Origin of the sequence: Roseateles sp. SL47 (assembly GCF_026625885.1) — a bacterium.
Taxonomy (GTDB): Bacteria; Pseudomonadota; Gammaproteobacteria; order Burkholderiales; family Burkholderiaceae_C; genus Roseateles.
On sequence record NZ_CP113068.1, the window covers coordinates 5,125,307 to 5,139,165 of the forward strand.

Sequence of the window (13,859 nt, forward strand, 5' to 3'; positions counted from 1 at the left end):
GCCTCGCATGCCCCCCCACACGCACCGGCTTGCCTCTAGACTGAACGCTGCCGCAACGCCTCATTGAGCGAAGGTGCCGCGTTGATCAGGCCGTCGATTTGGGAGCTGTTGCCGGATCTCCCACCGTCCGCATCACCCGCTGCGGATACGGAATCTCAATCTCCAGCTGGTTCAGCAAGCGCAGGATCGCCAGGTTCACGTCCGACTTCACCCCCCCCTGCCCGTTGTGCGGGTCGGAGATCCAGAAGGTGCAGGTCAACTCCAGGCCGTCCGCCGCAAAACTGCTCAGGTTCACGCTCGGCCCTGGGTCGCTCAACACCCGGCGCACCTGCTTGATCACATCGATCAGCTGCGGGAACAATGCATCCAGGTCGGTGCCATACGCCACCTGCACCACGGTGCTGATCAGCACCTGCGGGTCCGCCAGCGAGAGGTTCTCCACCCGGTTGGTGATCAGCGTTTCATTGGGAACAATCGCCTCCCGGCCGCCCAAGGCGCGAATCACCGTGTAGCGCGTTTTGATGTCGCTGATGCGGCCTTCGAAATTGTCGATCTTGACCATGTCCCCAATCCGCAGGGACCGCTCCGCCAGGATCATGAACCCCGACACATAGTTCGCCGCAATTTTCTGCAAACCAAAGCCCAGGCCCACACCCACCGCCCCGCCCAACCAGGACAAGGCGCTCAAATCCAGGCCGAAGGTCTTCAGCGCCACCAGCGCCCCGGACACCAGCAGCACCGTGCGGATGAGATTCACCGCAATCTTGCGCATGGACAGGTCCACCACCTTGCCCCGCAACAGCCGTGACTCCACCACCGACGAGAGCCACAGCACGATGATCATCACCAGCCCGACCCACATCACATCACCCAGCACATCCGCCAGGCTGGGCGCGCGGCCATTGGCCTGCTTCATGAACTTGACCTGAATATGGTCCAGCTCCTCCACCAGCACGGGGAGCACACCCACAATCCAGAGGATGGACCCCAGCCAGGCCACCCAGGACACACTGCGCTCCAGCAGCCGCGTGCCGATGGAGTTCGGGAAGGTCGCCCTCAGCACCCGGGCCACGAACCGGATGACCACCAGCGACATCAGCACCGGGATCACCAGCCGCAGCAGCGCCACCGGCTGATTCAGCAAGGGCATGGCCCACCGGGCGCCAAACGCCAGCAGCAAGGCCAGCACCGGGAACAGCAGCCCGTCAAACACACGCCGGCCCAGCAGCACCGACTGCGGCCCCTTGGCATTTGGAAAGTGGCGGCTGAGCCGGTACACCACCAGCCAGGACAGCCCCAGACAGGTCAACAGCAGCCCCAGTTCGATCAAGGCCGTGGGTTGGGTCAGTTGGACCAGCAGGGCCTGCAGTTCATGAAGACTCAGGGAATGGCCCAGCGAAGAAGAAGTCAGTTCAGCAATCATCAAACAATCAAAGTCCGGCCAGTGCGCGCAGATGCGCGCCCACGCTGCGCCCCAGGGCGCTCAGGTGGTAGCCGCCCTCCAGGCAGGACACGATGCGCCCCTTGGCGTGGCGTTGGGCCACATCCATGATGCGCAGCGTGATCCATTCATAGTCCGCTTCCACCAGGCCCAGTTGCGCCAGTTCATCCTCGCGATGGGCATCAAAACCCGCAGAGATGAAGACCATCTGCGGCTTGAAACGCTCCAGCGCCGGCATCCACAGCGCCTCGATCATCTCGCGCACTTCCGGGCCCCGGGTGTAAGGGGGCACCGGCACATTCAGCATGTTGGGCCCCAGCGGAACACTGCCACTGTAAGGGTAGAGCGGGTCCTGGAAGATGCTCACCATCAACACCCGCTCATCATTGGCCAGGATGTCTTCGGTGCCGTTGCCGTGATGCACATCAAAGTCCACCACCGCCACCCGGTCCAGGCCGCGAACGTCCAGCGCATGGCGCGCCGCCACCGCCACGTTGTTGAAGAAGCAAAAGCCCATGGCCTGCTCCCGCGTGGCATGGTGGCCAGGGGGGCGGACGGCACAAAAGGCGTTCTCCGCCTCGCCGTCCAGCACCAGGTCGGTGGCCTTCACCGCGGCCCCGGCGGCGCGCAGGGCGGCCGCCCAAGTGTGACCATTGGCAAAAGTATCGGGGTCCAGCGCCCGTGGCGCCACCGGCGCCCCGCCGGCAGCCTCCTGCTCCAGCCCCTCCAGCATCGACTGCATTTCCGCCACATACCGGGCGGAATGGGCCCGGCTCAGGCAGGCCAGATCGACCTTGGGCGCATCGTGGCGATCGAGCGCAGCGTCCATGCCGTGCGAAATCAGCCAGTCTTCGATGGCGTCCAGCCGTTGGGGGCACTCTGGATGACCTCCACCCATGTCGTGGCGGTGGCAGTCCTGATGACTGAGGTAGGCGGTTGACATCTCTGTAAAAGACTCCCGAATACGGGCCGGGCCTGCACGGAAATGCAAAGCGATTTGAGCTATGGTGCGTCGATGGACTCCGAAGCAACCCTTCAACGCCAATGACGCTCACGTCTCAACCGCTGGCCGACCTGCGCCGGCAGATTAGCACGATCATCAAAGGTAAACAGGCCCAGACGGACGACTGTCTGGCCTGCCTGCTGGCCGGAGGCCATTTGTTGATCGAAGACCTTCCCGGCGTCGGCAAGACCACGCTGGCGCATGTGCTGTCCATCTCGCTGGGCCTGCGCTTCTCCCGGGTGCAGTTCACCACCGACCTCATGCCCTCCGACCTGCTGGGCGTCAGCGTCTATAACCCGGCCGCAGCGGCCACCGGCGCGTCGGCCTTCCAGTTCCATCCCGGCCCGGTGTTCAGCCAGGTGCTGCTGGCCGACGAAATCAATCGCGCCGGGCCCAAGACCCAGAGCGCGTTGCTGGAAGCGATGGAGGAATACCAGGTGAGCGTGGACGGGGTGACCCATCCCCTGCCCCTGCCCTTCTTTGTGATCGCCACCCAGAACCCCAGCGAGCAGCTCGGCACCCATCCACTACCGGAATCCCAGCTGGACCGGTTCCTGATGTGCATCAGCCTCGGTTATCCAGACCGTCAGTCCGAGCGGGAATTGCTGATGGGCCAGGACAGTCGCGAGCAGTTGCGCCAACTCAAGCCGGTGATGACCCCGGAGCAGTTGCAGGCGCTGCAACGGCAGGTGTTGCAGATCCACGTGGCGCCGTCGCTGCTGGACTATCTGCAGGCGCTGCTGGAAGCCACGCGTTCCGGCGAATGGTTCCAGGAAGGCCTGAGCCCGCGCGCCGGGCTCGCGCTGCTGCGGGCCGCCCGCGCCAAGGCGCTGCTGAGTGGCCGGGACTACGTCTCCCCGGACGACCTGCAAGCCATCCTGCCGCAGACCATCGCGCACCGGCTGCGCCCCCGGGGCGGTAGCGCGCGCGGCGCCCGCGAACAAGTGCGTGCCATGATGGCAGCAGTGCCGCTGCCCTGACCTCTTGAACAGCCCCCCCCTGGCCCGATCCGCATGCTGCAACGATTGAAGCTGGCCTGGCGCTGGCCCTGGCAAAACCGCTGGGACCGTTGGTGGGAAGCCCGCCATCCGCGCAGCGACACCACCTCCCTGGCCCAGCGCAACCTCTACATCCTGCCCAGCCGGCCCGGCATGGCCTTTTGCGCCACGCTGCTGCTGCTGCTGCTGGCCTCCATCAATGACCAGTTGAGCCTGGGCTACATGCTCACCTTCCTGCTGGCCGGCGCCGGGCTGGCGTCAATGCACAGCACCCACAACAACCTGCGCGGCCTCAAGCTGGACCTGAAGCAGCCCGCCCCCGCCGTCGCGGGCCAGCCCCTGGTGCTGGATGTGCGCCTGCACAACACCGGCAAGGCGCGCTACGGCATCGGGCTGCGGCTGCCGCAGGGCCGTTATGCCGACACCGCTTTCACCGACGTCCCGGCGCAAGGCCATGCGCAACTGCATCTGCAGGTGAGCTTCCCCACACGGGGCCGCCATCTGCTGCCGGTGCTGCGGATCGAATCCCGGTTCCCGCTGGGGCTGTTTGGCGCCTGGAGCCTGTGGCGGCCGGCAGCGGTGGCCTGGGTCTATCCGGCCCCGGAAATCGATGCCCCCCCCGCCGGGGCCAGCGAGGAAGGTCTGCCGCAGGGCCAAGGCCAGCCGGGGCTGGGCGACGACCCCGGGCTACGTCCCTACCGGCATGGCGACTCGCCCCGTCAGATTCTCTGGAAGAAATCGGCCATGGCGCTGGCTCAGCCGCAGCCGCCCTCCGGCGGCATCAACAGCGGTGCCGCACCACTGCTGGTGAGGGAACGCCTGGGCAGCCGGGCCAGCGAGCAGTGGCTGGACCTTTCCAGCACACGGGGCATGCCGTTTGAAGCGCGCCTCTCGCGGCTGGCGGCCTGGGTGCAGCGCGCCGAGGATGCCGGTCTGCCCTATGGCCTGAAGCTGGGGGACCAGACCCTCAACCCGGACCTGGGCCCGGACCACTACCGGGTGTGCATGGAAGCGCTGACCCTGCTGAAGGAGCGCCCATGAGCACGGTGCTGCATCCCGCAGGGGGCGCTCGCCTCAAAGCGCGCAGCCCGCTGCCGCGCGAGGCGCGGGACACCCTCTTCCTGCTGGGCATCATTGCCGCCACGCTGATCCCTCACACCGACCATCTGCCGTGGTGGTGCAGCGTGGTGACTGCCGTGGTGCTGGCCTGGCGGGCCCATCTGGCCTGGCGCAGCGGCGCCCTGCCTGGCCGCTGGACGCTGGTCGCCGTTTTGATGCTGGTGATGGTGCTGACCTGGTCCACCCACCGCACCCTGCTGGGCCGCGAAGCCGGCATCACCATGCTGGCCATGTTGATGGGCTTGAAAACGCTGGAGCTTCGAGCGCGACGGGACGCGTTTGTGGTGTTCTTCCTTGGTTTCTTCCTGGTGCTGACGCAGTTTCTGTATTCCCAGTCCCTGCTCACCGCGATGTGGACGCTGCTGTGCGTCTGGGGGTTGCTGTCGGCCCTGGTGCTGGCGCAGATGCCGCAGGGCGTGCCCAGCCTGAAGCTGGCGGCACGGATCGCGGCGCGCAACACCGCCTACGGTCTGCCGGTCATGCTGCTGCTGTTCATGCTGTTCCCGCGCCTGCCGCCACTGTGGGGTCTGCCCAAGGACGCGGCGGCACGCACCGGCTTGTCCGACACCATGGAATTCGGTTCGTTTACCGATGTGGCGGTGGACGACAACATCGCGATGCGTCTGCGCTTCCAGGGCGCGACACCGCCGCAATCCCAGCTGTATTTCCGTGCGCAGGTGTTGTCCCGCTTTGATGGCCGCACCTGGACAGCGCCCCGCGGCTACTGGAGCAACAAAAGCGACGATATCCAGCGGACCGGCCCCACCTACCGCTTCGAGATGACGATGGAACCGCTGCGGGTGACCGTGGTGCCGATGCTGGAGTTCAGCCCCCCGCCGCCCCAGGACCGGCTGCAGGCGGGGGACATGACCCTGGTGCGCGGTTTGCAGGGCCAGTGGGTGGCGCCGCGCCTCGTCACCGAGCGGCTGCGCGTGAACTATGAAGCCTGGCCAGGGGCGCGCTGGGGCCTGAAGCAGTCCCCGCCCGAAATCGCGCAGGACCTTCAACTGCCGTCAGGGCTGAACCCGCGTGCGGTGGCACAGGGCGCCTCGCTGCGCGAGCGTTATGCCGCGCTGGACGACGCCGCACGTGCGGCCGCCATCAGCACCGATCTGCTTCAACAGATTCGCGCCAATGGCTACAGCTACACGCTCTCCCCCGGGGTGTATGGGGAATTTTCTCCTCACGCCATCGACGAATTCTGGTTTGACCGCAAGCTCGGCTTCTGCGAGCACTTTGCTGCGGCCTATGTGGTGTTGATGCGCGCGGCGGGTGTTCCCACCCGGGTGGTGACGGGCTTCCAGGGCTCGGATCTGGAACTGCAGGACGAGGACATGGTGGTGCGCATGGCCCAGGCCCATGCCTGGACGGAATACTGGGCGCCCGGTGTGGGCTGGACGCGGGTGGACCCCACGGCGGCGGTGGCGCCGGACCGGGTGCAGGGCCGGCGCCTGCGTCAGCCTCAAGGCGCGATTGCCGGCGTGTTTGACACGGTCAGCCCCGGCACGCTGGAACGCATGCGGCGCGCATGGGAAACGCTGAACAGCCGGTGGCAGCAGCAGGTGCTGAATTTCTCCAGCGGCGAACAGATGGACCTGCTCAAGCGGCTGGGTTTTGACGACCCGAACTGGGCGTTGCTGGTGCAGCTGGGCGGCATGCTGATGGCGGGCGTGGCGGTGGCCGGGGCGGCAGTGGCGGCCTGGCAGCGCCGCCCCCACGACCCATGGTCGCGCCAGCGTGCACGGCTGCGCCGAGCCTTGGAGGGGCTGGGCCTCACCACGGCGGAGCATGAAACGCCGCGGCAGTGGGCCCAACAATTGCTGGCACGGCATGGCGAGCTAGCCAAGCCGCTGGCCGACACCTTGCTGGAATTGGACGCCCAGCGCTACCGCCAGAATCAGGCGGTGGGCACGTCACAATGGCAGCAAGGCTTCGTGGCGGCCTGTGAGGCCCTGAAGCGCCAACTGGCCACGCAGGGGCGTTGAGCCGTAGAGCCCTTCGTCCCCAACATCCGCGCATCCACTGACTGACTTTCTGGCTGTTTGCATGACCCTTCGCCGTCGTACCCTCCTCCGCGCCTCCTGGGCCGCGGCCCTGCCCTCGCTGGCGGCTCTGCCCCTGGTGGCCACAGCCGCAACAACCGCCACAGCCGCCACAGCCGCCAGAGCGGGAAAGAAAAAACCGCTGAAAGTTCGGCCGGCTGCCGTGGCACCGGCCTTCGGCGAGCGGGCGGACCTGATGCAGTTTGCGGACCAGCAGGCGGCGTCGCTGGGTTATGAGGCCCAGGCCCTTCGGGACCTGCTGGCACAGGCCCGGGTGCAGGCGTCCGTGCAACGCTTGATCCTGCCCGGGTCTCCCGGCCAGGCCAAGGACTGGGGCGCCTACCGCCAGCGCTTCATCGAGCCGCAGCGCCTGCAGGCGGGTCTGGCCTTCTGGGCCGCGTATGAGGCCGACCTGGCGCGGGCCGAAGCCACCTATGGGGTGCCGGCGTCAATCATTGCGGCCATCATCGGGGTAGAGACTTTCTATGGCCGCATCATGGGCGGCTACCGGGTGTTGGACGCGCTGGCCACGCTGGGCTTTGACTATCCCAGCCCCTTGCCGCCGGGTGCGCGCGACCGCAGCGGGTATTTCCGGGAGGAACTGCGCCAGTTCCTGGTGCTGGCGCGCGAGAACGGGTTGGACCCGCTGAGCATGAAGGGCTCCTATGCGGGGGCGATGGGCTGGGGCCAGTTCATGCCGGGCAGCTGGCGCCGGTATGCGGTGGACTTTGATCGGGACGGACATATCGACCTGATCAACAGCCCGGTGGACGCCATCGGGTCCGTGGCGCATTTTCTGCGGGAGCACGGTTGGAAACCGGGCCTGCCCACCCACTACGCGGTGCAGCCGCCGGTGGACACGGCGGCAAGGGCGCAACTGCTGGTGAGTGATGTGCTGCCGCAGTTGGACGTGAACCAGTTTCTGGCCGCCGGCGCGGACCTCAGCAATGAAGCGCTGGGGCACGTGGGGCCGCTGGCGCTGATCGAGTTGCAGATGGGCGGCGGTGCGCCGGTGTACGTGGCGGGCACGCAGAATTTCTATGTGGTGACGCGCTACAACCAGAGCAGCTATTACGCCATGGCGGTGATCGAATTCGCCAACACCTTGGCGAGTTGGCGCAAGGCGGGGCAGGCCTCGCAAGCGACCACGCCGGCTTCGGCAGCGTCGGGCGCATCGGGCGCGTCCGGCGCTTGATTGGACAGAAAGAACGCGCTCCCGCGCCGACGCCGTGGCAAGACATCGCCAATACGGGCGGAACGCCGCGTTCCTGGACAGTGCGGGACCGCCTCATGGCGGCGGGAGCCCACGGACTGATCGACCCCTCACGCCAACGGCCAGGACTCTGGCACCTCGTCCTGTTTCGCTGGAACGAAGCGGGGGGCGCCCGCGTGCGTGTTTTGGGAAGAGCCGTCTGAAAGGGTGGCATCACCCAGACGGAGGTCCCTTCATCGCGGCCATTTTGACGACGATGACAGCCGCGACACCCTGCAGCCTGCCGCCACGGACGTCGATGGCGAGCACTGCCGGGAAGTGGACGGTCAAAGCCCGCCATCCCGGCCGCAGCCAAACCGCTTACTTCGGCGCAGACGCCTCATTGCCACAGCGGGGTGGCGGAGGAGGCGCCGAGCCTGCCGCATCCGGCGGAGGAGGCATGCCCTCTCCACGGCGCCCCTCGGCATCGCCGTCGCGACGACCGCCTTCCGGTGGCCTTCCCCCCATGCCCTGGGGCCGAGCGGCCAGCACATTGCCGATCTGTTCACAGACGGCGCCCACAGACTTGCCATCTCGCAGTGTAATGGTGACCGTGGCGCCGGCACTCTTGCCCTTGCAGGCGGCCACCGCTTCCGGCGGCGGGCCTTTGGGACGGTTCTGGTCGCCGCCTTCCGGACAGGCGGCAAAAGCGGCCGCACTGCAGAGCATGGCGGCAGCCAACAAGGTGAAATGACGGACGTTGTGCATGGAGTCCTCCTCAGGTTGCGAAGCTGCAGTGGACACCGGAGGCATTGCCGAGGATTTGCGGACATGTAGTGCCATGTCTTCGTTTCCCCCGGTCATTGCCAAAGAAGCCCTCTGAACTGCCGAATGCCTTGGCGACCGTCCGCGCCATGTGTCAATCCCGGCACGAAAGGCACGAGCGGTTACCCGTCGGTTGCGCGCGCGAGAGCCCCTCAGCGGCTCAGCGACCGACCAGCGAGAAGTCGAAACGGATGGACAGTTTGTTGTCGTTGGCCCGCACCCGGTCAATCTTCAACGACTGCACCTCGCCCTGAATTCGGCTACCGGATCCCTTGAGCATGTCCTGAACCGCCTTCTGGACGTCGAACTGGATGGCCCCCGGCAAGGCTGGCGCCAGGCCCAGGTTCAGCAGATTGCGCGTGTTGGGATCCTCGACCTCGTCCACCCGAATCTCGGCCAGCCTCACCACCTGCCCCTGGGCGACCGGCGTGGCTGACACGGTGGCCCAACTCGTCAGCGCCACCCCCAGGCAATCGCTGCCGGAGGGCACACCCAGCTTGCCGCTCAGATGCACGCGGATGGTGACCCGCTCCCCTTGCAGCGTCACCTGGGGGTCCGTCAAATAGGCCTGACAAGCTCCCTTTTGCAAGTAGAGCCGCCCCTGCTCCTTGAACATCCCCTCCATCAACAAGGTCTGCACGGCGGACTGTTCCAGGACGATTTCCGCGCACTGTCCGGCCTGCGGCAAAACGAGCAGGGCGGCGGCCAGGGTTCCGAGAATGAGGGGTTGCTTCATGGTGTTCACGATCAAAGGTGGCCAGCGGCGCTGACCCAGGCTCCGCGACGGGGCACGCCGGGTGCCCGCATCCGCGCCCGCCGGGACACCGGTTGCGCAGGCCCCTTCGCCACCGGATGCCCCGGGTTCGGATGAATGAGTGACTTTCGTCAGTGTCCTTCGGATCGGCACTCCCCCTATTCTCGGAGATTGGCAACCGCTGCGTGTTGCCAGCGCGGCCCTGTCACCAAGCCGGAGTCACCCATGAATCCGAATGACTTGCCTGCAGCGTCCACACTGACGCCTTTGGACCTGCTTCCCGCGAGCAGCTGTGTCGTGGTTGAGCTTGTTGCACTCAGCGAGAGGGGCCGACGGGCCCATTTCCGCTTGCCCGGCCCGTCGGAGCGCATGATGGTGGCGGACTCCATGGTCGATCTTCAAGCCAGGGACATCGGCCGGGAGGTGATGGTCATGGTGATGGACCATGGACTGCGCGCCGTTGTGATCGGGGTCATCCAACCCGTTGGGTTGCCGGCAGAGACCCCCGCCGGCCAGGTGGACCTTGAGGCGGACGGACGGAGACTCGTCGTCAGCGCCGACCACGAACTGGTGTTGCGGTGCGGCCAGGCCTCCCTCGTCCTGCGACAGGATGGCAGCATCGAATTGAAGGGAACGAGCATCCTCACCCAGGCAGAAGGCGCCCAGCGCATCCGAGGCGGTTCCATCCAGCTGAACTGACGGTAAGCCGGGAACTCGATGTCTGCCGCCGCCGTGACCTTTCGCCCGGGTGATGTATCCGCCCTCATTCATCGTGGCGTTGTCGCTGAACATGCGAGCAGCGCTTCGTTTCTGTGGCTTCAGCGTGAGGTGCAGGTGCGTGCTCCGCATGTGGCCGTCCGCCATCTCGCACGGGTGGATGGTCGTTTGCTGGCCCATCTGCGGGGCCTCGAACTTGCCGGGCACTGCGGGTGGGATACGGCACGTCGGGGCTTGAGCGATGCCGACGCCGGTGTGTGTTTTGTACTCGGCTATCTGGCGTTCGGCCAGGGGGATGAGGAACGCATGGTCGGGGCGCTCCGACTCGCACTGGCGGACCCTCGATTCGAGGCCGGCGTGCTGGATGCACTGCGGTGGCTGGAGGTCGGCCGTGTCGGCCCTCGGCTGCAGCCCTTCCTGCACCACGAGCACCCCACGATCCGCCGTCTGATGCTGGCGGCGCGTTGCTTTCATCGGATGGTGGATGACGCCGAGGTCGGCGCCGCCTTGACGATGCCGGACGTCTCGGTGCGCATCACTGCCGTCGAGACTGCCGGGGCCCTGCGCATGCGCGCACTGAGACCCCAGGTCGACCTGCTCAGCCGCGATTCCCACCCGGGGCTCGGCCTGGCGGCGACGCTGGCCCTGGCCGCCCTGGGCGATGCGGGTCCTTTGATGCAGCGATTTCACACGATGCTCTCTGATCCTGCGTCCGAACCACTCCTGGCCAGGGCGATTCCGGCCGTCTTTCAGTTCTGCACAGCGGACTGGGCGGTCAGCACGATTCGACGCCTTGCAGCTGACAGCGCTGCAACGCGTCTGGCTTTGCTGGCCGTCGGGACCTGGGGCGATCCAGCCACCATGCCCTGGCTGCTGAGCCTGCTGGAGGGGCCCCAGGCAAGGCAGGTGGGTGAGGCGTACGCGCTGATGACGGGGGTCGATCTCCGCTGGCTGGATTTGCACCGAGATCCTCCCGATGCAGAGGGAGAGCCGGACGAACCGATGGACGCAGAGTTGCCATGGCCCGATGCCGACGCGGTGAGAGGCCATTGGAAGCAAATCGCCCACAACTTCCGGCCTGGCGTTCGATACCTCGCGGGCCAGCCGGTCACTCGTGCCTCGGCGGTCCGGCTCTTGCGTGATGGCTATCAGCGTCAACGACTTTCGGCAGCATGGGCGCTGATGGCACAGGACCCGGACGCGCGGCTCTTCCCTGTTCATGCGCGCGCCGATCTGCAGGCAGGCTGGCTGCGGTCATGAGATTCACCAACCCGACCCGATTTGCCGCCAACTGGACCCTCGGCTTCCAGAAGGATGGGCGCGAACGACTGGTGGTCGTGGTGAAGGCGACCTATGACCTCCCCGAAAGTGGGGAGGAGGCCCGGGTCTCCCTGGAGCAGGTGCCTCTGGTGGAGGCGGACTGCCACGTGGCGGAGCCCGGGCTCTCCGCTCCTTTGCATGAGACCGACTTCGCCCACATCAAACCGGGCTGCGACGTGCTGCTGATCGGCAGTGCCTGGGCGCCACCGGGTCAGCGTGTTAAACAGTTGCCGGTGGGGCTGCAGGTGGGCACGATGAGCAAGGCCTTTCAAGTGGTCGGCCAACGGCATTGGCGCAAACATCTGGCCGGCGTGACGGCAAGCGCGCCAGAGCCCTTCGAACGCCAGTCCTTGACCTATGACCTTGCCTTCGGTGGCACGGACACCACCCGTGCCACCGAAGGCGCCACCGACACCTTCCAGCCCAACCCGGTCGGTCGCGGCTACTGGCGGCACCATGACCACATCGACGGCCAGCCACTCCCCAACACGGAGGAACTGCAACGCCCGGTGCGAAGCCCCGGCGGGGACTATGTGCCAAAGGCCTTTTCCCCGGTGGGGCGCAACTGGCTGCCACGACGCCTCTGGGCCGGCACCTATGACGAGCACTGGATTCGCACCACTGCCCCCTTGTGGCCCGACGATTTCGATGAACGCTATTTCCAGGCCGCCCCCGAAGACCAGGTCATCCCCTACCCGGTCGGCGGCGAAAACGTCGTGCTGCGTCATCTCACGCCTGACGGCTATCGACAGTTCCGGCTGCCACGCCAGCCGATGCCCATCACCTACATCCCGCACCAGGGACGGGATCTGGTCCGACACGCCAACATCGATACGGTCGTCCTTGAGCCTGACCTGGGGCGTTTCACCTTGACCTGGCGGTCGGTCCTGCCACTGGGGCGCAGCCTGTTCGACGTCAAGGAGACCATCATCGGTGAACGCAAGGCCGTGCCCGGTGTGGGTCGTTTCACTGGCAAGACACACTACCGGAGCCTGGGCGACGCCGTGCGTGCACGCAGGGGAGCGAGATGAGCACCCTTTGCATCTACGGAGGCGGCATGGTCACGGCATTGGGGTACAACGCGCCCGCGTCGCTCGCCGCATTGCGAGCCGGCATCAGCGCCATCCGACGCACCGTCTGGGCGGACACGGACTCCGGTGAGCCCCTGCTCGGGGCCAAGGTGTCCCTGCCTCACTGGTGGGAAGGTCTTGGCAAGCTCGCAGATCTGGTGGCGCCCGCCATTCAGGAATGCCTGGCCCACACGGACATCCCGGCCACCAACATCCCATTGCTCCTTGCGGTGCCGGATGCCAGGCGCCAGGGTCGCTTTGCCCGGTTGGATGAAGATCTGCTGCCCGAGATCGAAGCCAGGCTTGGGGTTCCTCACCATGGCAGATCCCGTCTGTTTGCCGCCGATCAGGCTGGCGCCGCGCTGGCATTGGCCTGCGCGATGCAATGGATACAAGCCGGCGATGTCCCACGGGTGATCATCGCGGGCGTGGACAGCTACCTGCACCAACCCATGCTGGACGACTACATCGAGCGCCGACGCCTGATGACCCCGTCCAACTCCAACGGCTTCTTCCCTGGCGAGGCGGGCGCTGCCGTGCTGGTGGGGCCGGAACAACAGGCCCCACCTGGGGCACTGCGTCTGCTGGGACTGGGCATGGCGGAGGAGCCTGCGCCCATCAACAGCACCGAGCCGTTCCAGGCCAAGGGACTGACGCAAGCCGTGGCAGCCGCTCTGAACCAGGCGCGCTGCTCGATGGCCGATGTCGGCTACCGGCTCACAGACCTGTCAGGCGAACACTACAAGTTCAAGGAGGCCGCTTTTGTCGCAGGGCGGCTCGACACGTCCGCGCGGACATCCCTCATGGAACTGTGGCACCCCATCGAATATCTGGGCGACATCGGGGCGGCCATCCTCCCCCTCCTCCTGCAGCAACATCTGCATGCCTTGCAGGAAGGCTATGCACCGGGGCGCGTTGCCCTGATCCATGTCGGCAGCGATGCCGGTCTTCGTGCCGCCTGTGTGGTGGCTCCTCTGGAAGGGTCCGCATGAGCAAGAACGTCTTCGCGAACGGCCGGGAAATCTCCGCAGCCAAGGACGGCAACGAGTCACTGGCAGCCATGCCGGACATCTGCCTGTCTCCGCCATCCCCACCTGCCGGCCCGATTCCCATCCCTTATCCCAACTTTTCGAAGGCCAAGGACAGCAGTGAAGGCAGCCGCACAGTGCGCATTGGCGGCGATGAAGTCGGCATGAAGAACCAGTCGGTCTACAAAAAAAGCGAAGGCGACAAGGCCGCCACACGTTCGTTTGGCATGGGCGTGGTGACGCACACGCTGGAAGGCAAAACGGTCTTTGCCGCCTGGTCCTTTGACGTGAAGATTGAAGGAGCCAATGCCATCCGGCACATGGACCTCACCCTGCACAACAACACGTGA

At 66.2% G+C, this 13,859-nt stretch carries 14 protein-coding genes; 10 read left to right on the forward strand and 4 right to left on the reverse strand.

Translation table 11 applies throughout. From position 1 onward, the window contains the following. Positions 1-85: 85 nt before the first annotated feature. Both OU995_RS22175 and OU995_RS22180 read right to left on the reverse strand, forming a co-directional pair. Positions 86-1,423 (reverse strand): mechanosensitive ion channel family protein, encoded by a 1,338-nt coding sequence (locus OU995_RS22175; protein WP_267832299.1) that lies wholly within the window; start codon positions 1,421-1,423, stop codon positions 86-88. A gap of 7 nt (positions 1,424-1,430) precedes the next feature. Further along, positions 1,431-2,384 carry a histone deacetylase family protein gene (locus OU995_RS22180; protein ID WP_267832300.1) on the reverse strand — a complete coding sequence of 318 codons (954 nt, stop codon included), beginning with the start codon at positions 2,382-2,384 and terminating at the stop codon, positions 1,431-1,433. Positions 2,385-2,485: 101 nt separating this feature from the next. Here OU995_RS22180 and OU995_RS22185 point away from each other — a divergent pair, with 101 nt between their 5' ends. The 5 genes from OU995_RS22185 (at position 2,486) to OU995_RS27610 (ending at position 8,019) form a co-directional block, all read left to right on the forward strand. Further along, positions 2,486-3,424 (forward strand): AAA family ATPase, encoded by a 939-nt coding sequence (locus OU995_RS22185; RefSeq protein WP_267832301.1) that lies wholly within the window; start codon positions 2,486-2,488, stop codon positions 3,422-3,424. A gap of 33 nt (positions 3,425-3,457) precedes the next feature. Then, positions 3,458-4,483: a DUF58 domain-containing protein gene (locus OU995_RS22190; protein WP_267832302.1), complete on the forward strand. Its 1,026-nt coding sequence runs from the start codon at positions 3,458-3,460 to the stop codon at positions 4,481-4,483. Next, positions 4,480-6,546, forward strand: coding sequence for a DUF3488 and transglutaminase-like domain-containing protein (locus tag OU995_RS22195; protein WP_267832303.1), 2,067 nt, complete (start codon positions 4,480-4,482; stop codon positions 6,544-6,546). Before OU995_RS22190 ends, OU995_RS22195 begins: the two co-directional genes overlap by 4 nt. Before the next feature lie 61 nt (positions 6,547-6,607). After that, positions 6,608-7,798 (forward strand): lytic murein transglycosylase B, encoded by a 1,191-nt coding sequence (mltB, locus tag OU995_RS22200; protein ID WP_267832304.1) that lies wholly within the window; start codon positions 6,608-6,610, stop codon positions 7,796-7,798. Continuing rightward, a complete protein-coding gene (locus tag OU995_RS27610; RefSeq protein WP_420714750.1) occupies positions 7,795-8,019 on the forward strand; it encodes an RES domain-containing protein in 225 nt (74 codons plus the stop codon). Before mltB ends, OU995_RS27610 begins: the two co-directional genes overlap by 4 nt. A 157-nt stretch (positions 8,020-8,176) precedes the next feature. Here the strand turns inward: OU995_RS27610 and OU995_RS22205 are convergent, their stop codons facing one another. Further along, the gene (locus tag OU995_RS22205; RefSeq protein WP_267832305.1) at positions 8,177-8,563 is read right to left on the reverse strand and encodes a hypothetical protein; all 387 of its coding nucleotides are present in this window, start codon (positions 8,561-8,563) and stop codon (positions 8,177-8,179) included. A 217-nt stretch (positions 8,564-8,780) separates the two neighbouring features. Beyond that, the gene (locus tag OU995_RS22210; RefSeq protein WP_267832306.1) at positions 8,781-9,356 is read right to left on the reverse strand and encodes a hypothetical protein; all 576 of its coding nucleotides are present in this window, start codon (positions 9,354-9,356) and stop codon (positions 8,781-8,783) included. Positions 9,357-9,599: 243 nt separating this feature from the next. Here OU995_RS22210 and OU995_RS22215 point away from each other — a divergent pair, with 243 nt between their 5' ends. From OU995_RS22215 to OU995_RS22235, 5 genes are read left to right on the forward strand one after another with little or no spacing between them, the layout of a single operon-like run. Next, complete coding sequence (locus OU995_RS22215; protein WP_267832307.1) at positions 9,600-10,073, forward strand: hypothetical protein; 474 nt, start codon at positions 9,600-9,602, stop codon at positions 10,071-10,073. 18 nt (positions 10,074-10,091) lie between these two features. Further along, positions 10,092-11,351: a TIGR02270 family protein gene (locus tag OU995_RS22220; RefSeq protein ID WP_267832308.1), complete on the forward strand. Its 1,260-nt coding sequence runs from the start codon at positions 10,092-10,094 to the stop codon at positions 11,349-11,351. Next, positions 11,348-12,442 carry a DUF2169 family type VI secretion system accessory protein gene (locus OU995_RS22225; protein ID WP_267832309.1) on the forward strand — a complete coding sequence of 365 codons (1,095 nt, stop codon included), beginning with the start codon at positions 11,348-11,350 and terminating at the stop codon, positions 12,440-12,442. The genes OU995_RS22220 and OU995_RS22225 overlap by 4 nt, the downstream gene beginning before the upstream one ends. After that, positions 12,439-13,473, forward strand: coding sequence for a hypothetical protein (locus tag OU995_RS22230; RefSeq protein ID WP_267832311.1), 1,035 nt, complete (start codon positions 12,439-12,441; stop codon positions 13,471-13,473). The genes OU995_RS22225 and OU995_RS22230 overlap by 4 nt, the downstream gene beginning before the upstream one ends. Then, on the forward strand, positions 13,470-13,859 hold the full coding sequence (locus OU995_RS22235; protein WP_267832313.1) for a DUF4150 domain-containing protein: 390 nt from the start codon (positions 13,470-13,472) through the stop codon (positions 13,857-13,859). The genes OU995_RS22230 and OU995_RS22235 overlap by 4 nt, the downstream gene beginning before the upstream one ends.

Bases quoted from the DNA above. Each gene is read 5' to 3' on its own strand.
- OU995_RS22175 (WP_267832299.1), bottom strand. From the start codon at position 1,423: ATGATTGCTGAACTGACTTCTTCTTCGCTGGGCCATTCCCTGAGTCTT.
- OU995_RS22180 (WP_267832300.1), bottom strand. From the start codon at position 2,384: ATGTCAACCGCCTACCTCAGTCATCAGGACTGCCACCGCCACGACATG.
- OU995_RS22185 (WP_267832301.1), top strand. From the start codon at position 2,486: ATGACGCTCACGTCTCAACCGCTGGCCGACCTGCGCCGGCAGATTAGC.
- OU995_RS22190 (WP_267832302.1), top strand. From the start codon at position 3,458: ATGCTGCAACGATTGAAGCTGGCCTGGCGCTGGCCCTGGCAAAACCGC.
- OU995_RS22195 (WP_267832303.1), top strand. From the start codon at position 4,480: ATGAGCACGGTGCTGCATCCCGCAGGGGGCGCTCGCCTCAAAGCGCGC.
- mltB (WP_267832304.1), top strand. From the start codon at position 6,608: ATGACCCTTCGCCGTCGTACCCTCCTCCGCGCCTCCTGGGCCGCGGCC.
- OU995_RS22205 (WP_267832305.1), bottom strand. From the start codon at position 8,563: ATGCACAACGTCCGTCATTTCACCTTGTTGGCTGCCGCCATGCTCTGC.
- OU995_RS22210 (WP_267832306.1), bottom strand. From the start codon at position 9,356: ATGAAGCAACCCCTCATTCTCGGAACCCTGGCCGCCGCCCTGCTCGTT.
- OU995_RS22215 (WP_267832307.1), top strand. From the start codon at position 9,600: ATGAATCCGAATGACTTGCCTGCAGCGTCCACACTGACGCCTTTGGAC.
- OU995_RS22220 (WP_267832308.1), top strand. From the start codon at position 10,092: ATGTCTGCCGCCGCCGTGACCTTTCGCCCGGGTGATGTATCCGCCCTC.
- OU995_RS22225 (WP_267832309.1), top strand. From the start codon at position 11,348: ATGAGATTCACCAACCCGACCCGATTTGCCGCCAACTGGACCCTCGGC.
- OU995_RS22230 (WP_267832311.1), top strand. From the start codon at position 12,439: ATGAGCACCCTTTGCATCTACGGAGGCGGCATGGTCACGGCATTGGGG.
- OU995_RS22235 (WP_267832313.1), top strand. From the start codon at position 13,470: ATGAGCAAGAACGTCTTCGCGAACGGCCGGGAAATCTCCGCAGCCAAG.